This window comes from Pseudomonas vancouverensis (assembly GCF_004348895.1).
GTDB lineage: Bacteria > Pseudomonadota > Gammaproteobacteria > Pseudomonadales > Pseudomonadaceae > Aquipseudomonas > Aquipseudomonas vancouverensis.
Window position 1 is genome coordinate 64,021 of sequence record NZ_RRZK01000005.1, and the last position, 16,442, is coordinate 80,462.

The window sequence follows — 16,442 nt, forward strand, 5'->3', positions numbered from 1 at the left end:
ACTTCCTCTATTCTTGACTAAAATTAACGAAGGCGCAGCATGCGCTCGACTTTTGCCACGTCAGACGGATGCAGCAAGCTGCTACCGCGCAGTTGACGCTTACGCTTGGTCGACATTTTGGTCAGGATGTGGCTCTTGAAAGCGTGCTTGTGCTTGATACCGTTAGCAGTTTTCAGAAACCGCTTAGCAGCACCACTTTTGGTCTTCATTTTTGGCATGTTCGGATACTCCGCATTCAGTTGATAAACATAATCAGAAGGCCTGCCGTGCCCTGTTGATTACTTCTTCTTTTTCGGGGCGATGACCATGATCAGCTGGCGTCCTTCCATCTTAGGATGCTGTTCGACCGAACCGTACTCGAGCAAGTCACCTTCAACTCGCTTGAGGAGTTCCATCCCCAGCTCCTGGTGGGCCATCTCACGGCCGCGGAATCGCAAGGATACCTTGGCCCTGTCCCCGTCACTCAGGAAACGTACCAGGTTGCGCAGTTTTACCTGGTAATCCCCTTCCTCCGTCCCTGGACGAAACTTGATTTCTTTTACCTGAATCTGCTTCTGGTTTTTCTTCGCTGCCGCAATCTGCTTCTTCTTTTCGAAGATCGATTTGCCGTAGTCCATCACCCGGCAAACAGGCGGGACTGCGTCGGCGGAGATTTCTACCAGATCAAGCTTGGCTTCTTCAGCAATACGAAGCGCTTCATCAATCGAGACGATGCCAATCTGCTCGCCGTCAGCGCCAATTAACCGAACCTCGCGTGCCGAGATATTCTCGTTGATCGGGGCCTTCGGTGCAGCTCGTTTATCTTGTCTCATTTCACGCTTAATAATAATTACTCCGAATCTTGGCGACCACGCCGGGAAACCGCTTGCGCGAGGAACTCGGCGAACTGGGCGACGGGCATCGAGCCCAGGTCAGCACCTTCACGAGTACGCACAGCGACAGTCTGCATCTCGACTTCCTTATCTCCAATAACCAAGAGATAGGGAACCTTGAGCAAGGTATGCTCGCGGATTTTAAAGCCGATCTTTTCATTTCTCAAGTCAGACTTGGCACGAAACCCGCTTTCATTGAGAGTTTTTTCAACTTCGGCAACAAAATCTGCCTGTTTATCAGTGATATTCATCACCACTGCCTGGGTCGGCGCGAGCCACGCAGGGAATGCCCCTTCGTAATGCTCGATCAAAATCCCGACGAAACGCTCAAAGGAGCCAAGAATCGCCCTGTGCAACATGACGGGATGTTTGCGACTGTTGTCTTCGGAGACGTATTCGGCTCCCAAACGGACAGGCAGGTTAAAATCGAGCTGCAGAGTACCACACTGCCAGACGCGACCAAGGCAATCTTTCAGCGAGAACTCGATCTTCGGACCGTAGAACGCACCCTCACCCGGCTGCAGATCGTACGGCAGGCCAGCACTATCAAGGGCTGCAGCCAATGCCGCTTCGGCGCGATCCCACAACTCGTCGGAACCGACGCGTTTTTCCGGACGAGTGGACAGCTTCATCTCGACATCTTTGAAGCCGAAGTCGGCGTAGACGTCCATGGTCAGCTTGATGAAAGCAGCGGATTCGGCCTGCATCTGCTCTTCGGTGCAGAAGATGTGGGCGTCATCCTGAGTGAACGCACGCACGCGCATGATGCCGTGCAGGGCGCCCGACGGCTCGTTACGGTGGCAGGCACCGAATTCGGCCAGACGCATCGGCAACTCGCGGTAGCTTTTCAGGCCCTGATTGAACACCTGCACGTGGCACGGGCAGTTCATTGGCTTGATTGCGTAATCGCGGTTTTCCGACTGAGTGGTGAACATGTTGTCGGCATAGTTGGCCCAGTGCCCGGATTTCTCCCACAGGCTGCGGTCAACGACTTGCGGTGTCTTGATTTCAAGATAGCCGTTGTCGCGCTGAACCTTGCGCATGTACTGCTCGAGCACCTGGTACAGGGTCCAGCCATTCGGGTGCCAGAACACCATGCCCGGCGACTCTTCCTGGGTATGGAACAGGCCCAGGCGCTTGCCGATCTTGCGGTGATCGCGTTTTTCGGCTTCTTCGATACGCTGAATGTACGCCGCCAGTTGCTTCTTGTCGGCCCAGGCAGTGCCATAAACGCGCTGCAATTGCTCGTTCTTGGCATCGCCACGCCAGTAGGCGCCCGACAGCTTGGTCAGCTTGAAGGATTTCAGGAAGCGCGTGTTCGGCACGTGCGGGCCACGGCACATGTCGACGTATTCTTCGTGGTAGTACAGGCCCATGGCCTGCTCGTTCGGCATGTCTTCGACCAGGCGCAGCTTGTAGTCTTCGCCACGGGCCTTGAACACCTCGATCACTTCGGCGCGCGGAGTGACCTTCTTGATGACGTCGTAATCTTTCTCGATCAGCTGCTGCATGCGCTGTTCGATGGCTGCCAGGTCGTCCGGGGTGAAAGGACGCTCGAAGGCGATGTCGTAATAGAAGCCTTCGTCGATGACCGGGCCGATCACCATTTTGGCGCTCGGGTACAGCTGCTTGACCGCGTGGCCAACCAGGTGGGCGCAAGAGTGGCGAATGATCTCCAGCCCCTCTTCATCCTTTGGCGTAATGATTTGCAGCGATGCGTCGCTGTCGATGATGTCGCTGGCGTCGACCAGCTTGCCATTGACTTTGCCGGCCACGGTGGCCTTGGCCAAGCCTGCACCAATGGATGCGGCGACCTCCGCTACGGAAACCGGGTGATCGAATGAACGTTGACTGCCGTCGGGAAGAGTAATAGTTGGCATGGCGCCTCCTCTCCTAGTGGTGACCCCTACCAAAGGTCACGTGGGTTGGGATGAGCCAGTACAAGATCCGATCCAGGCCATTCAATGACGAACGCCTGCCTTACAGCGGCAGGAGCCTTGCGGCCAACCGGAAAACCGAACCAGAGTGACTGGGATTCAAATCAGGGTTAATCGCGAATCTGCCGCTACCGGGACAGAAGGTCTGCCGGAGCTTGCAAAAACCCGAACGGAGGATGCTAGCACAGATGAACGGTAACGACTCGTCCGCCGTTAATACCGTGAAAATTTCCTCACTTTCAGGCTTGGCAGTGAACTTGAGATATACGAGCCACCTCAAATTGGCTGAGAATCGTCACACATATCGACCCAAGGAATCCCTCTCATGCGCCTGATCCATCTTTTTGCATTTGCCGCCCCACTGGCCCTGATGCTGCCGCTGAGCGCGCAAGCTGCCTGGCCACCCGGTCTGAAGGACAAATACATGAAAGATTGTTCTGCGGCGGCGAGCCAAAGCGTTAACGCGGCCCAGGCAAAAACCAGCTGCACCTGCGGTGCCGACATTCTGGAAAAGAAATTTACTGCCCAGGAAATCAGCCAATTGATGGATCCAAACACGCCTCCAACGACTCAATTGGCACAGCGCGCACTGAAAGAAATCTCGGCGTGCAAAGTCCAGAAATAGCGCCACACCGATCGGTTTTTGCCTGATTTGCAGGTCAAAATCAGCCAAAAACCAGTCGATTTACATAATTTACGCAGCTTTTATGGGTTTTTTTAACCCCCCCATTTGCAGCGCAAAGCCCCTGAAACCGGGGCTCGTAGCGATTCACGGCGGTGAAAGACGTGCAATATGAAAGCAAACAACGCGTGTGGGGGGCTCCCAAAGCGAACATTTCGACTATGATACCCGGGTGTGCCCAGTTGGCCTGAGCAGCACAGTACTACTGAAAATATATGTTTCTTGGAGATACACCATGTCTAATCGCCAAACCGGCACCGTTAAATGGTTCAACGATGAAAAAGGCTTCGGCTTCATCACTCCTCAAGGTGGCGGTGACGACCTGTTCGTACACTTCAAAGCTATCGAAAGCGACGGTTTCAAAAGCCTGAAAGAAGGCCAGACTGTTTCCTTCGTGGCTGAGAAAGGCCAAAAGGGTATGCAAGCTGCTCAAGTTCGCCCAGAGTAATTTCCAGGCGCACTAAAAAAACCCCGTCCATGTGACGGGGTTTTTTATGGGTCATGCAAAAGCTGGAGCTGTCAGCCGCAGTTGACCCGAGTGACAACCCGGCTGGCGTCGGTGTTGAGGTTCAGGCGATCGGAGCGATACTCCAGCGTCACCATATCGGTCGGCAGGAGGAATCGCGCATTCTGCGCCCCCGAGCGAGTTCGTGCCTGCTCCAGCAGCTCTGCCGAGGCCTGCTTGCCAATCGTGAATTCAGCAGCCTTTGCATCGCATCGACTATGACCCGTGTCAGTCGTCGCAACAGTGCCTGCTGCCGACTCGGTGGAGGGAGTGCTGCTGCAACCGGCCAGCATGGCAACGGTCAACAGTGAACCCAATGACGCGAGCTTCCAAGGCATGAAGCCTCCTATTTCAATTATTAAGCTGAGATCGTGCGACAGCCAAACCGAGGTTTGGTTTCAAAGGCCAGCGCAGCGCCATGCCCTTGATCCGGACGAAGCGCGATTTTGCCTCAGCCGCCTCCTGCCCTTCCTCACGCAATCGTGACTGAATATGAAAAGCCCTCAATAAACGTCGATGTAGTCAAAAGGGGGATTCGGCCAGTTCTGCTTCAAGGCATTGAATATCTGCATGACCCAGACCTCGTCGCTGGCGGCGACACGGCCGACATACCCAGAACCTTTGGCCCAGGTTTCAAGACGAAACAACAAACCGTCGATATCCGTCCCGCCAACGACGCCTGACGAAATATAGGCAATACCACCTTTGGTAACGCGCAACTGGGTATGCACATCGTCACTGGCGGCCGCCAGCATCTGACGGACAGCCTCGAGGGTCAGGCCATCGGGGGAGTTCAAATCGATCTGCACAGCACTGTCCTTGGAAAACGCCAAAGGCCAAGTGTCGCATAGCCGGCCATTGATGCCTAAGTCGGAGTGCCAAACGCCCGGCAAAATGGTTAACTCGTCCTTCAGCCCTTGCCACCCCAATGAGCACCGTCATGACCATTGTCAGCATCGACGCCGATATCAAAGCCAAATGGCCAGAGGGCCATAGCTCCTACAGCCCGGGCAGCCCGGAAGAGCTGGCCATCATCGCCATCGATCTACTGGTCAAGGAACTGGGCACAGAGGCCGCCCAGTCTTTCATCGAACAAATTTTCGAGAAGTTTCCGACCCATGAACCCCTGGCGCCCACTCTGCAGGAGTGAGGATCCATTTGCCCTGAAGCGTCGAAGGCTATTTCAAGCGCGCGAGACGCTCACTTAGCAAATCGAAAAAGCCCTGTGCGTCACCGTTTGCAACCCAGAAGGCATTCTTCGGCGCGTGCAGGCCGTCGTACCAGTCGACAATGGTCTGACCAAAGGTCGGACCCTCACGACTATCGACCACGACGTTGACTGCCCGGCCACTGAACAGCTCGGGCTTGAGCAGGTAGGCAACGACCGTCGCGTCGTGCACCGGACCGCCTGAAAGGCCGTAGTGCACCATATCCCCCTTGATGTACTCATTGAGAATATCGCCCACCAACCGGCTCGCCTGGTTGTTGATGGCCGCAATCTGCTTCAGACGCGCTTCGCTGGTGAGGATCTTGTGAGTCACATCCAGCGGCAGATACGTCAGCTTCACACCACTTTTGAGCACCACTTCGGCCGCTTGCGGGTCTGCGAACAGGTTGAACTCCGCCACCGGGGTTATGTTGCCGCCATTGAAGTGAGCCCCGCCCATGACCACCACTTCCTTGATGCCTTGCGTTATTTCTGGTGCCTGGATCAACGCCAAGGCCAGATTGGTCTGCGGCCCAAGCATGGCGATCGTGATGCTGTGGGGTTCTGCTGCCTTCAAGGTATCAATCAGAAAATCCACGGCATTGCCTTTGGCCAACCCTGCTGCCGGCTCGTGCACAGTGATGCCGGACAACCCTTCCTTGCCATGGATGTCTTCGGCATAGATAGGCGTGCGCATCAATGGCCTCGGCGCCCCGGCGTACACCGGCACCTCCTCGCGCCCGGCCCACTCCCGAGCCAGGCGTGCATTGCGCGACGTCTTGTCCAGACGCACATTGCCGGCCACGGTGGTCAATGCGCGAATGTTCAGCTCCTGCGGCGATGCCAGTGCAAACAACAAGGCGACCACATCATCAGCCCCGGGATCGGTGTCGATGATCAAGTCGATTTTATTCGCCGCCTGGGCGCTGGTTGCGGTGATCAGGGACAAAAGCAGCAGACTCCGAAGCAATGAAGGCAGTTTTTGAGTGTAGCGGCACATGGCGCACTCCTTGTGCATGAGAAAACAGACACACAGCAGATCGTCAGAAGGTAACCCCCGCGATCAGCACAATATTGCAGTAGGGCTGGCATTCTCCGGTGCGCACTATCGCCCTCGCCTGCCGGCTGAGCGCCTTGAACTGTTCGTGACTGAGCAGCTCGCGCTGGCCGAGGGCGCCAGCGTCATGCAACTCATCAAGTGCCACGAGCGCCGAGGGTTTGTTCTCGATCATTTCCTGAGCCAACACGTGACGCTCAACCTGCATCTCACTGAGCACCACCGTCAGGGTGCTGACAAAATCCGGAATACCCTGGGTCAGCGCCAGATCAATCAGCTCGACACCCGGTGGCACCGGCAAGCCTGCATCACCGATCACCACAATGTCGCCATGCGCAAGCGAAGCGATCAATCGTGACAATGCAATATTGAGAAGAGGAGTCTTTTTCATGAGGGTTTGAATGCCTGCACATCGGATAAGGTGGGAATCGATGGCTGCGCGCCAGCGCGAGTGACCGACAACGCGGCCGCGACCTGCCCGAAGCGAATGGCCTCGGCTTCACTTTGACCCGCCGCCAAGGCCGCAGCGAAACCACCGACAAAGGTGTCACCGGCCGCCGTGGTATCCACAGCCTTTACCGCAAAGGCGGTAAAATGCTCGACGCGATCACCCTGGACGAACAACACGCCCTGCTCGCCCAGGGTAACGATCACTTTGCCAGCCCCCATGCTGATCAACCGCGCGGCCGCCGCTTGCGCGGTGGCCAGGGAATCCACCGGCAAACCACTCAGGGTCGCCGCTTCACTCTCATTGGGAATCAGGTAATCAATGGTCGCGAACCAATCCGCCGGAAGGGGCCGACTGGCAGGCGCAGGATTGAGGATGACCGTTTTACCCAGTGCTCGCCCACGCTTGAGCGCGTGCCCCACCGTTGCATCCGGTACTTCAAGCTGACAGATGATCACTTCCGCCGTTTGCAGTACCGGGTCAGCCTGATCAATCGCGGCGCTGGTCAGTGCGCCATTGGCGCCTGGGACGATGACGATCGCATTCTGGCTGTTATCGTCGACCACAATCAGCGCCACGCCACTGGAATCCGCAACTGTGCTGACTGCCTGACAGTCAATGTGATCGGCCAGCAACGCGTCTCGCAGCACTTGCCCATAGGGATCGTCGCCGACGCAACCGACCATTGACACCTGCGCCCCCAGGCGCGCGGCAGCCACCGCCTGATTCGCCCCTTTACCACCGGAAACCGTGGCAAACGAATGACCGATCAAGGTTTCACCGCCTTTGGGCAGGCGTGGTGCCCGTGTCACCAGGTCCATGTTGAGACTGCCTATCACCACTACTTTTGCTGACATACGTTGCTACTCATCAATTCGGTTTCGGTGGTGTTGCAACTTAGCGAAATTGCGCGAAGACGCCGGCCAGCGGTGCCGTCGATTCACGCAAGACAATGCTCGGTGTCACGATCCGTTGGTCAATCGCCAGGCTCGGCGTCGCGATTCGTTTCAACAGCACGTCGGCGGCCATCTCGCCCAGTTGCAGGATCGACTGCCCTACCGTGGTCAACGCCGGATACACATACCGGCTCATTTGAATGTCGTCGAAGCCGATCACCGACAGCTCTGTCGGAACCCGGACATTGCGCTCGGCAGCGGCGCGCAACACACCAATGCCGATCATGTCGTTGGCGGCGAATATGGCGGTTGGAGGATTGCGCTCCAGCAGGGTCGCCGCCGCGCTGTAGCCGCCAGTACTGGTGAAATCGCTTTCGAGCACGCGATCGCTCGGCACTTCGAAGCCGGCCTCGCTCAATGCCCGACGGAAACCGGCCAAACGCATCTGCGCCACGCTGGTGGTTTGCGGCCCGCTGATCGTGGCGATTTCCCGGTGGCCCAGTTCCAGCAAATGGCGGGTGGCGAGGTACGCGCCGTACTCGTGATCGATGCGCACGAGATCTGCGTCAACACCGTCCAGCCCGCGGTCGACGATCACCATGGGCGTGCGCACTCCCGCAAGCCCCTTGGCCAGACCGCTGTCCCCGCCCGCCGAAGCCACGATCAACCCGTCGATGCGTTTTTCCAGCAACACACGCAGGTAGCTGCGCTGCTTTTGCGGGTTATCGTCGGAATTGCACAGGATCACGCAGTAGCCGTTTCGCTCACAATAATCCTCGATGCCCCGCGCCAGTTCCGCGAAGTAAGGGTTCAGACTATTGGGCACCAGCAGGCCGATGGTGGCCGTGGTCTTGGCCTTGAGGGAGCGGGCCACGGCACTGGGGACATAATCCAGGGTCTTGATCGCAGCTTCGACCTTGACCCGGACCTCTTCACTGACCGGCCGGGTCTTGTTCACCACATGAGAAACCGTCGTGTAGGAAATGCCGGCGAGTGCCGCTACATCTTTAATGGTCGCCATGACTCAGCCCCGTCGACTTGCGCGTTGGCTGCGGTAGGTATCCAGCACCACCGCCACCACAATCACCGCACCGGTAATGATGCGCTTGGTGGGTTCCGACGCACCGATTTGCGCCAGACCTGCGGCCAATACCGAAATGATCAATACCCCGAAGAAGGTGCTGATCACCGAGCCGCGCCCGCCCATCAAGCTCGTCCCGCCGATCACCACCGCTGCGATCACCTGCAGTTCCAGGCCAGAACCGGCATTTGGGTCGGCCGCCTCGAGCCGGGAAATCTGAAACAGTGCAGCAACCCCTGCCAGCAAGCCCATCAGGCTGAAGACCAGGATTTTATAGGGTTTTGGATTGATGCCCGCCAGGCGCACGGCCTCTTCATTGGTGCCGATACCGATCAGGTAGCGGCCGAAAACCGTGCGCGTCAGCACGGCCTGGGCAACGATGATGATCAGCAAGGCAATGATGAACGACGGCGAAATGCCAAACGCAAGCGGATTGGACAACCAGGCGAAGGCATCACCGATGTAAGCAGTGCGTGAGCCGGTCATCTGGTACGCCACGCCGCGGGCCATTTCCAGCACACCGAGGGAGACGATGAACGAAGGAATGCGCCACGCCACCGTGATCGAGCCGGTGATGGTGCCCGCGAGCGCGGCGATGGCCATGCCGAGCAGCGCGGCAGGTACCACGCTCCAGCCCCAGCCGAGGATCGCGACGCTGACCGTTGACGCCGCCAGCGCCAGCACCGAGCCCACCGACAGGTCGATGCCACCGATGATCAACACGAATGTCATGCCGACAGCCAGCACCATCAGGTCCGGGATCTGATTGGCCAGGGTGCTGAAGGTGTCATAGGAGAGGAAATGACTGCTCAGGACCGAGAACAGCACGACCATCGCCAGCAACGCACCGGCCAGCCCCAGGTAAGTGCCGAGACCGTAGAAGTTGCCACTGCGCCTGACAGCCGAAGAAACGCTTTTCATGAAAAATCCCCAGGCGCCGCTTCGTTGAGCAGCGCATCACGTTTTTGATAGCCGGCGAATGCCGCGGCAAGCAGATCATCCTGGGTCCAGCTGTGGCGCTCGAAGGTGTCGATCAATCGTCCTGCCGACAGCACGCCAATACGGTCACAGATCAACATCAGTTCGCGCAGGTCGCTGGACACCACCACCAACGCCTTGCCTTGGCGCGTCAGCGCTCCGAGCAGGTTGTAGATGTCGAACTTGGCCCCGACGTCGATCCCCCGGGTTGGCTCGTCAAACAACAGCACCGAGCAATCACGCTCCAGCCAGCGACCGATCACCACTTTTTGCTGATTACCTCCGGACAACTCCGAGACCAATTGCGCGGGCCCGGAGCTGCGGATGCGCATGGCATCGATCTGGCGCTGGGCCAGCGCATGTTCATCAGCGCCGTCGACGAAACCAGCGCTGGAGATGCCGGGCATATTACCCAGGGCGATATTCGCGCTGATCGATTGCGTCAACAGCAAGCCCTCACCCTTGCGATCCTCGGTGATCAAGGCGATCCCATGGGCCACTGCATCCACTGGCGATCGAATACTGACGACCCGCGTCGGCGAGCCCAGTGCCACCGTGCCGCTGTCGGCAATGTCGGCGCCGAAAATCAGTCGCAGCAACTCAGTGCGCCCTGCCCCGATCAATCCGGAAATGCCGAAGATCTCGCCAGAGCGCACCTCGAAGGACACGTCGCGAACCTTGTCGGCGCGAGACAGGCCCTGCACGGTCAGCGTCGGGGCACCGATCTTGCGCGCGCCCATGTCGATGTGTTCGCCGAGTTCACGGCCGACCATCAAGGTGACTAACTGTTCGCTGTTGTAATTGGCCATGGGCTCGACACACACCAGCTTGCCATCGCGCAGCACCGCGATGCGCTGTGCGACCCGTGCCAGCTCTTCCAGTCGATGGGAGATGTAGATGATCGACACACCGCGAGCCTGCAGGCGTGTGATCTGCTCGAACAACATCTCGACTTCACGCGCCGTCAGCATGGCGGTCGGCTCATCCAGTATCAGCACATGGCAATCGCCGATCAGGTTGCGGGCGATTTCAACCATTTGCTGATGGCCGATGCCCAGCTCCCCGACCAGGGTGTCGGGATCGATCGCGTCGAGTCCGACTTGCGCCATCGCCTCGACCGCCGCCTTGCGCAACTGCTTGCGACTGATCCAGCCGCCGGTGCTGGGCAGGTTGTCGAGAAACAGGTTTTCCGCCACCGACAGTGTCGGCAGCAGATTGAGTTCTTGCATGACCATGCGGATGCCCAGCGTTTCAGCCTGGGTCCTGCTGCCGGGGCGATAGTCCTGCCCCTGAAACTGCATCTGTCCGGCAGTCGGCGTGACCAGCCCACCGATGATTTTCGACAGCGTACTTTTGCCCGCGCCGTTTTCGCCGGTCAATGCCAACACTTCGCCGCGCATGAGCGTCAGGTCGATGTCGGCCAGAACCGGTTGGGCGTAGGTCTTGCCGATACCACTGACCGAGAGGACAGCGTTCGGGTCGCAAACAGACATAAAAATCTCCATGCGCTCGCCCGGATGGACGAGCGCCGTTGCGTCGCCGGAAAACTACTGGGTGACCAGCTCTACTGGCGTCTCGATCACGCTATTGACGCCGCTATCGACCTTCTCGCCCTTGAGAATCTTCAAGGCGGTCTCGATGCCGAACACCGCCTGTTTGGCCGCGAACTGGTCTGCCGTGGCCAACACACGACCGTCCTTGAGCATCGGCTTGATCGCGTTGATGTTGTCGTAACCCACTACTTGAACCTTGCCAGCCTTGCCCGCGGCCCGAACTGCCGAGACCGCGCCGACCGCCATGCTGTCGTTGCCAGCCAACAAGGCTTTGGTTTGCGGGTACTCGCTGAGAATCGATGCGGCGACCTTATTGCCTTTGTCGATCTCCCAGTCTCCGGATTGCAGGGACACCACCTTGATCTGCGCGGCCTCCATCGCATCCTTGAAACCGGCCGTGCGCTGCTGGGCATTGGTGGTGGTGGACACGCCCTCGATGATGCCGACTTCGTCACCGGCCTTGAGCTGCTTGGCCAGATAATCACCGACCAGGCGCGCACCCTTGCGGTTGTCCGGGCCTACGAAGGGGACGCTGATGTTCTTGCTTTTGACCACAGCCGGGTCCAGCTGATTATCGATGTTGATCACGGTAATACCGGCATCGATGGCCTTCTTGATGACCGGCACCATGGCTTTGGAGTCCGCCGGCGCAATGACCAGCGCATTGACCTTGGCGAGGATCATCTGCTCGACGATGCGTGTCTGGCCGGCGGTGTCGGTTTCGTCCTTGATGCCGTTGGAGATCAAGTCGAAATCGCCGGCATGCTCTTTCTGGTAAGCCTTGGCACCGTCTTCCATGGTCAGGAAGAATTCGTTGGCCAGGGATTTCATAACCAGGGCAACTTTGGGTTTTTCCGGGGTGTCGGCGAAGGCCGAGGAGACAGGCAGCGCGGCGGATGCAGCAGCGAGCATAGCGACAGCAAGAAGGCGTCCAGCGAATGGCAGCTTCATGGGTTTACTCCGATCTTATGATTATTGTGAGTAACGCTTGCGCTGACGTAAGCTTCACGAACCATTCGATGGATAAACCTTCGATCGGGCCGCGCAAACGTTTGCGAGAAGCAAACTATGCGAACCCTGCCGCTATTTGTCAACGTCCTGAAAAGCGCTTTCAGGGACGTTTAGCGATAAACGCCCTGGCACTTATGCCGTGGTGTTGACCATCGACCCGGTGCTGGCGCCATTCGCCATCTCTTTGATCAAGCTCGCACTTGTCTCCAGGATCGCACCGTTGGTATCGGCAATCTGCCCCTGAATGGCCGACACGGCGCTGATCTTCGCCTCCGGTGTCGGATAAGACGCAGCCTGGGCCGCTGCCAGCTGTTGCTCCTGCTCGCGCAACTGCTGTTGCAGTTCTTTCAGGCGCTTGAGCAACACCTTCACGGTGATGCTGGTGTTGTCGGCAGCTTTCGGCTGGGCCGCTGGCTCCTCCAGCCCGAGCGCCCCGGTCCTGACTTGCTTGCTGTCATCTGGCTGCGCACCCAAGGCCTGCGCGGCAGAGTCCGCGCTCGCATCGCTCAACGCATGGATCGTGGCGGCCGACTTACCACCGATGGTGATGCCCGCAGCATTAGGAAAACCAACCGATAACGACATGTGAACTCCTGAGAAAAACATCCTTTCAAGGAACATCGACCTGCGCAGCGGTTTCTTTAGCTTCTGCCCGGGATTTAGCGAAACACCCATCATTAAACAAATGTTGAAAAACCTTTCGGCGAACCGAACGCAAACGCCCAACCTGTTCGGCAATCCGGACAACCTTTCGAAATCCCCTCAATTCAATCTAAGAAATAACCTTAAAAATCATCAAGTTAAACATTTGTTGAGTCTCGCTCAACACTGGTACACATCCTGCTCTTCTCAAGCACCCCAAGCGTTCAGATCCGCCTGGGGCGCATCTAGATGAACCTGCATCAGCACCGTCTCACTACTAGAAGAGAAAAATAATGACATCTGCACTCAAGACCTTTGTTCCGGGCGCCTTGGCCCTGCTGCTACTTCTGCCTACTGCCCTTCAGGCCAAGGAAGTGGAAGCGCAACAAAAACTCGCCAACGTCGTGATCCTGGCCACCGGCGGCACCATCGCCGGCGCAGGCGCCAGCGCGGCAAACAGCGCGACCTACCAGGCGGCGAAAGTCGGCATCGAACAGCTGATTGCCGGCGTGCCTGAATTGAGCCAATTGGCAAACGTTCGCGGTGAACAAGTGATGCAGATCGCATCCGAAAGCATCACCAATGAAAACCTTCTGCAACTAGGCCGCCGCGTGGCGGAACTGGCGGACAGCAAAGACGTCGACGGCATCGTGATCACCCACGGCACCGATACCCTGGAAGAAACCGCGTACTTCCTGAACCTGGTGGAAAAAACCGACAAGCCGATCATCGTGGTCGGTTCCATGCGCCCGGGCACCGCCATGTCGGCTGACGGAATGCTCAACCTTTACAACGCCGTGGCCGTGGCCAGCAGCAAGGACGCACGGGGCAAAGGCGTGCTAGTGACCATGAATGACGAGATTCAGTCGGGTCGCGATGTCAGCAAGATGATCAACATCAAGACCGAAGCCTTCAAAAGCCCCTGGGGCCCACTCGGCATGGTGGTCGAAGGCAAATCCTACTGGTTCCGCCTGCCGGCCAAGCGTCACACCATGGACTCGGAATTCGACATCAAGACCATCAAGTCCCTGCCTGATGTAGAAATCGCCTACTCCTACGGCAACGTCAGCGACACCGCCTACAAGGCCCTGGCCCAATCAGGTGCGAAAGCCATCATCCATGCCGGTACGGGCAATGGCTCGGTATCCTCACGGGTTGTGCCGACCTTGCAGGCCTTGCGCAAGGATGGAGTGCAGATCATCCGCTCCTCCCACGTCAACGCCGGCGGCTTTGTACTGCGCAACGCCGAGCAACCCGACGATAAATACGACTGGGTCGTGGCCCATGACCTGAACCCGCAAAAGGCGCGCATTCTGGCCATGGTCGCTCTGACCAAGACCAACGACAGCAAAGAACTGCAGCGCATGTTCTGGGAATACTGATTGATCCTCGCCCGACCGACTCTCGGTCGGGCACCGCTCCCCGTCTTGACTGGAAAAGGTTTACCTCCAATCGAGTCAACCCTTGTCAGCGGATTTTCCTTAGCTTTAAGCAGTTGCGAAAACACCTACAGTTAAATACTGTATGCACGTACAGCTAAATAAGGATAATCCGATGGACACTTCTTCCGCTTCACTCGACACCTACGTCCGTATGGGCTTGCGGGTGCAGAAAATCATCAACTCCCCCACCGCGCAAAAGGCCAAGGCAGCGTTGATTTTTCGCCTTCCCGAAGAGCCCGTAGATGAATGGGAGCGCCTGCTCGAAGAAATCGGCGAAAACGATAACGTCACGCTCGCCTATCGCGACGACGGTGGTGTGCAGATTTTCTGGGTTGTACCGAAGGAAGACTGAGTCAATGAGTGTTCGTTGTTGTTTCGCCTGGCTGCTGCTGTTTTGCGTCACCACTGCTCAGGCAGAGGCCCCACGCACATTCAGTGAAGCCAAGAAAATCGCCTGGAAATTGTATGCCCCACAGTCCACCGAGTTCTATTGCGGCTGCAAATACACCGGCAACAAAGTGGACCTCGCGGCTTGTGGTTATGTGCCGCGTAAGAATGCCAAGCGCGCTTCGCGAATCGAGTGGGAGCACATTGTTCCAGCCTGGCAAATCGGTCATCAACGCAAGTGCTGGCAAAACGGTGGGCGCAAGAACTGCACACGCAACGATGCCACCTATCAGAAGGCCGAAGCCGACCTGCACAACCTGGTGCCCAGTATTGGCGAGGTCAATGGTGATCGGAGCAATTTCAGTTTTGGCTGGTTACCCGAGCAACCTGGTCAATACGGCTCGTGCCTGACCCAGATCGATTTCAACGCCAAGAAAGTCATGCCCCGCCCCTCCATTCGCGGAATGATCGCGCGGACCTATTTCTACATGAGCAAGCAGTACGGTTTGCGCCTGTCCAAACAGGATCGGCAATTGTACGAGGCCTGGAACAAAACCTACCCGGTTCAGGCCTGGGAGCGGCAACGCAGTCAGACTGTCGCCTGTGTCATGGGCCGCGCCAACGAGTTCGTCGGCCCGGTAGACATGAAGGCGTGCAGCTGAAGCCTGGGCATATAAAAAAGGCTTCGGGTTCAGCACCCGAAGCCTTTGACCAACACTCAAACCATTACGGTGCCGATGGCCGCTCAAGCACCAGCAACTCGATGTTCTGTTTCTTCGCGCGAGTAAGGGCTGCGCGGACCTCATCCTGCTTGGCGTCGGCCTCCGCCTTGGACGCGAACGGCCCCATCAAAATACGCGTCTGGCCATTTTGCTTGACGACATCGGGTATGAAGCTGTGCTCGATCATCCAGCCACTCAGGTCGCTGACCGCCTGAGGTGTTTCGCCGCGCACTTCCAGTTCCCACTGCGGCCCCGTCACAGGTGCGGGTGAGGTCACGACCGCCGGCTGTGGCTTCCTGGCGTCGACGTTTTTGCCTTCACCACATCCCGCCAGCGCTAATATTGCAATTACCAAGACCATTTTGCGCACAGCGTTTCCCTCTGAATGCTTAAAGCGGCGATTTTAGCATTCATGAATACTTCACGAGTGCCGCAAAATGGGCTCAAAACAACGAGAATGATGGTTACGGCCTCTGTATAGTTACGTCTCGGGAATTAATGTCGCTTCTGTGCGTCAGAAAGAGGCACCCAATTTGTCAGACTTAGCACTAATCTATACATACACCGACCTCTGCACTGTGCGAATCAGGTGCCACACGAAGCAATCAAGGAGAAGACCATGCTGATACTCACCCGCAAAGTCGGTGAAAGCATAAACATTGGCGATGACATTACGATCACCATCTTGGGCGTAAGCGGCCAGCAAGTCAGAATCGGCATCAACGCTCCGAAAGACGTTGCGGTGCACCGCGAAGAAATCTATCAGCGTATTCAGGCTGGTTTGACCGCCCCGGAAAAACCGCAATCCTGAATGCTGTTGCAGTCAGTAGCCAGCCCCGCTCACCCCGGAACCACGGCTGGCTAAAGATTCAAGCGCACCACCCTTCGCTTGCCCAAGCGTCGCGCACTCGAAAAATCCGCATACCTCAGCACGGCAATGCCGAACGTGAGGAGCCCTTTCTGACGGGCGTTCAAACCCTGAATGCCTGAGCGTTTCGGCTTGGCCTCAGGTTATGCAGTAA

21 protein-coding genes are annotated in these 16,442 nt (G+C 57.5%); 7 read left to right on the plus strand and 14 right to left on the minus strand.

Annotated features, from left to right (window positions below):
- Window positions 1-23: 23 nt before the first annotated feature.
- Genes rpmI through thrS form a run of 3 tightly spaced genes read right to left on the minus strand, consistent with a single transcriptional unit; the run spans window position 24 to window position 2,752 of the window.
- Window positions 24-218: a 50S ribosomal protein L35 gene (gene rpmI, locus EIY72_RS04135; protein WP_002553160.1), complete on the minus strand. Its 195-nt coding sequence runs from the start codon at window positions 216-218 to the stop codon at window positions 24-26.
- A 60-nt stretch (window positions 219-278) separates the two neighbouring features.
- Window positions 279-830 (minus strand): translation initiation factor IF-3, encoded by a 552-nt coding sequence (infC, locus tag EIY72_RS04140; RefSeq protein WP_169843736.1) that lies wholly within the window; start codon window positions 828-830, stop codon window positions 279-281.
- Window positions 830-2,752: a threonine--tRNA ligase gene (thrS, locus tag EIY72_RS04145; protein ID WP_093218071.1), complete on the minus strand. Its 1,923-nt coding sequence runs from the start codon at window positions 2,750-2,752 to the stop codon at window positions 830-832. Before thrS ends, infC begins: the two co-directional genes overlap by 1 nt.
- 382 nt (window positions 2,753-3,134) lie before the next feature.
- Here thrS and EIY72_RS04150 point away from each other — a divergent pair, with 382 nt between their 5' ends.
- Together EIY72_RS04150 and EIY72_RS04155 are read left to right on the plus strand one after the other, a co-directional pair.
- Window positions 3,135-3,434, plus strand: a complete 300-nt coding sequence (locus EIY72_RS04150) for a hypothetical protein (RefSeq protein WP_093218069.1) — start codon at window positions 3,135-3,137, stop codon at window positions 3,432-3,434.
- A 292-nt stretch (window positions 3,435-3,726) separates the two neighbouring features.
- The gene (locus tag EIY72_RS04155) at window positions 3,727-3,939 is read left to right on the plus strand and encodes a cold-shock protein (protein ID WP_003179963.1); all 213 of its coding nucleotides are present in this window, start codon (window positions 3,727-3,729) and stop codon (window positions 3,937-3,939) included.
- Window positions 3,940-4,010: 71 nt separating this feature from the next.
- Here EIY72_RS04155 and EIY72_RS04160 read toward each other — a convergent pair whose 3' ends face one another.
- On the minus strand, window positions 4,011-4,334 hold the full coding sequence (locus EIY72_RS04160; protein WP_093218066.1) for an I78 family peptidase inhibitor: 324 nt from the start codon (window positions 4,332-4,334) through the stop codon (window positions 4,011-4,013).
- 165 nt (window positions 4,335-4,499) lie between these two features.
- Window positions 4,500-4,805 carry a hypothetical protein gene (locus EIY72_RS04165; protein ID WP_093218064.1) on the minus strand — a complete coding sequence of 102 codons (306 nt, stop codon included), beginning with the start codon at window positions 4,803-4,805 and terminating at the stop codon, window positions 4,500-4,502.
- Window positions 4,806-4,936: 131 nt separating this feature from the next.
- Between EIY72_RS04165 and EIY72_RS04170 the strand changes: the two genes are divergently transcribed.
- On the plus strand, window positions 4,937-5,146 hold the full coding sequence (locus EIY72_RS04170; protein WP_093218061.1) for a hypothetical protein: 210 nt from the start codon (window positions 4,937-4,939) through the stop codon (window positions 5,144-5,146).
- Between the two features lie 28 nt (window positions 5,147-5,174).
- On the opposite strand, the gene EIY72_RS04175 is transcribed toward EIY72_RS04170, so the two are convergent.
- The 8 genes from EIY72_RS04175 to EIY72_RS04210 all read right to left on the minus strand — a co-directional run bounded on the left by EIY72_RS04175 (window position 5,175) and on the right by EIY72_RS04210 (window position 12,812).
- Complete coding sequence (locus EIY72_RS04175; protein ID WP_093218058.1) at window positions 5,175-6,203, minus strand: nucleoside hydrolase; 1,029 nt, start codon at window positions 6,201-6,203, stop codon at window positions 5,175-5,177.
- A 43-nt stretch (window positions 6,204-6,246) separates the two neighbouring features.
- On the minus strand, window positions 6,247-6,651 hold the full coding sequence (rbsD, locus tag EIY72_RS04180) for a D-ribose pyranase (protein WP_093218056.1): 405 nt from the start codon (window positions 6,649-6,651) through the stop codon (window positions 6,247-6,249).
- Window positions 6,648-7,565, minus strand: a complete 918-nt coding sequence (gene rbsK, locus EIY72_RS04185) for a ribokinase (RefSeq protein WP_093218054.1) — start codon at window positions 7,563-7,565, stop codon at window positions 6,648-6,650. The genes rbsD and rbsK overlap by 4 nt, the downstream gene beginning before the upstream one ends.
- Window positions 7,566-7,605: 40 nt before the next feature.
- Window positions 7,606-8,625, minus strand: a complete 1,020-nt coding sequence (locus EIY72_RS04190) for a LacI family DNA-binding transcriptional regulator (protein ID WP_093218051.1) — start codon at window positions 8,623-8,625, stop codon at window positions 7,606-7,608.
- A gap of 3 nt (window positions 8,626-8,628) precedes the next feature.
- Window positions 8,629-9,606 (minus strand): ABC transporter permease, encoded by a 978-nt coding sequence (locus EIY72_RS04195; RefSeq protein WP_093218048.1) that lies wholly within the window; start codon window positions 9,604-9,606, stop codon window positions 8,629-8,631.
- Window positions 9,603-11,156, minus strand: coding sequence for a sugar ABC transporter ATP-binding protein (locus EIY72_RS04200; RefSeq protein WP_093218046.1), 1,554 nt, complete (start codon window positions 11,154-11,156; stop codon window positions 9,603-9,605). Before EIY72_RS04200 ends, EIY72_RS04195 begins: the two co-directional genes overlap by 4 nt.
- A gap of 54 nt (window positions 11,157-11,210) precedes the next feature.
- Window positions 11,211-12,167 carry a sugar ABC transporter substrate-binding protein gene (locus EIY72_RS04205; RefSeq protein ID WP_093218043.1) on the minus strand — a complete coding sequence of 319 codons (957 nt, stop codon included), beginning with the start codon at window positions 12,165-12,167 and terminating at the stop codon, window positions 11,211-11,213.
- 192 nt (window positions 12,168-12,359) lie between these two features.
- The gene (locus EIY72_RS04210) at window positions 12,360-12,812 is read right to left on the minus strand and encodes a hypothetical protein (protein ID WP_093218040.1); all 453 of its coding nucleotides are present in this window, start codon (window positions 12,810-12,812) and stop codon (window positions 12,360-12,362) included.
- Window positions 12,813-13,162: 350 nt separating this feature from the next.
- On the opposite strand from EIY72_RS04210, the gene EIY72_RS04215 reads away from it, so the two are divergent.
- From EIY72_RS04215 to EIY72_RS04225, 3 genes are all read left to right on the plus strand, one after another.
- Window positions 13,163-14,251 carry an asparaginase gene (locus tag EIY72_RS04215; RefSeq protein ID WP_093218037.1) on the plus strand — a complete coding sequence of 363 codons (1,089 nt, stop codon included), beginning with the start codon at window positions 13,163-13,165 and terminating at the stop codon, window positions 14,249-14,251.
- Window positions 14,252-14,423: 172 nt separating this feature from the next.
- Window positions 14,424-14,663, plus strand: coding sequence for a DUF1654 domain-containing protein (locus EIY72_RS04220; RefSeq protein WP_093218034.1), 240 nt, complete (start codon window positions 14,424-14,426; stop codon window positions 14,661-14,663).
- Window positions 14,664-14,667: 4 nt separating this feature from the next.
- Window positions 14,668-15,360, plus strand: a complete 693-nt coding sequence (locus EIY72_RS04225; protein ID WP_093218031.1) for an endonuclease — start codon at window positions 14,668-14,670, stop codon at window positions 15,358-15,360.
- Between the two features lie 64 nt (window positions 15,361-15,424).
- Here the strand turns inward: EIY72_RS04225 and EIY72_RS04230 are convergent, their stop codons facing one another.
- Window positions 15,425-15,790, minus strand: coding sequence for an SPOR domain-containing protein (locus EIY72_RS04230; RefSeq protein ID WP_093218028.1), 366 nt, complete (start codon window positions 15,788-15,790; stop codon window positions 15,425-15,427).
- A gap of 249 nt (window positions 15,791-16,039) precedes the next feature.
- Between EIY72_RS04230 and csrA the strand changes: the two genes are divergently transcribed.
- A complete protein-coding gene (gene csrA, locus EIY72_RS04235; protein ID WP_007975691.1) occupies window positions 16,040-16,231 on the plus strand; it encodes a carbon storage regulator CsrA in 192 nt (63 codons plus the stop codon).
- Window positions 16,232-16,442: the final 211 nt, after the last annotated feature.

Excerpts from the sequence above, each read along its gene's own strand:
- rpmI (WP_002553160.1), bottom strand. The coding sequence starts at position 218 with ATGCCAAAAATGAAGACCAAAAGTGGTGCTGCTAAGCGGTTTCTGAAA.
- thrS (WP_093218071.1), bottom strand. The coding sequence starts at position 2,752 with ATGCCAACTATTACTCTTCCCGACGGCAGTCAACGTTCATTCGATCAC.
- EIY72_RS04150 (WP_093218069.1), top strand. The coding sequence starts at position 3,135 with ATGCGCCTGATCCATCTTTTTGCATTTGCCGCCCCACTGGCCCTGATG.
- EIY72_RS04155 (WP_003179963.1), top strand. The coding sequence starts at position 3,727 with ATGTCTAATCGCCAAACCGGCACCGTTAAATGGTTCAACGATGAAAAA.
- EIY72_RS04160 (WP_093218066.1), bottom strand. The coding sequence starts at position 4,334 with ATGCCTTGGAAGCTCGCGTCATTGGGTTCACTGTTGACCGTTGCCATG.
- EIY72_RS04170 (WP_093218061.1), top strand. The coding sequence starts at position 4,937 with ATGACCATTGTCAGCATCGACGCCGATATCAAAGCCAAATGGCCAGAG.
- EIY72_RS04175 (WP_093218058.1), bottom strand. The coding sequence starts at position 6,203 with ATGTGCCGCTACACTCAAAAACTGCCTTCATTGCTTCGGAGTCTGCTG.
- rbsD (WP_093218056.1), bottom strand. The coding sequence starts at position 6,651 with ATGAAAAAGACTCCTCTTCTCAATATTGCATTGTCACGATTGATCGCT.
- rbsK (WP_093218054.1), bottom strand. The coding sequence starts at position 7,565 with ATGTCAGCAAAAGTAGTGGTGATAGGCAGTCTCAACATGGACCTGGTG.
- EIY72_RS04190 (WP_093218051.1), bottom strand. The coding sequence starts at position 8,625 with ATGGCGACCATTAAAGATGTAGCGGCACTCGCCGGCATTTCCTACACG.
- EIY72_RS04195 (WP_093218048.1), bottom strand. The coding sequence starts at position 9,606 with ATGAAAAGCGTTTCTTCGGCTGTCAGGCGCAGTGGCAACTTCTACGGT.
- EIY72_RS04200 (WP_093218046.1), bottom strand. The coding sequence starts at position 11,156 with ATGTCTGTTTGCGACCCGAACGCTGTCCTCTCGGTCAGTGGTATCGGC.
- EIY72_RS04205 (WP_093218043.1), bottom strand. The coding sequence starts at position 12,167 with ATGAAGCTGCCATTCGCTGGACGCCTTCTTGCTGTCGCTATGCTCGCT.
- EIY72_RS04210 (WP_093218040.1), bottom strand. The coding sequence starts at position 12,812 with ATGTCGTTATCGGTTGGTTTTCCTAATGCTGCGGGCATCACCATCGGT.
- EIY72_RS04215 (WP_093218037.1), top strand. The coding sequence starts at position 13,163 with ATGACATCTGCACTCAAGACCTTTGTTCCGGGCGCCTTGGCCCTGCTG.
- EIY72_RS04220 (WP_093218034.1), top strand. The coding sequence starts at position 14,424 with ATGGACACTTCTTCCGCTTCACTCGACACCTACGTCCGTATGGGCTTG.
- EIY72_RS04225 (WP_093218031.1), top strand. The coding sequence starts at position 14,668 with ATGAGTGTTCGTTGTTGTTTCGCCTGGCTGCTGCTGTTTTGCGTCACC.
- csrA (WP_007975691.1), top strand. The coding sequence starts at position 16,040 with ATGCTGATACTCACCCGCAAAGTCGGTGAAAGCATAAACATTGGCGAT.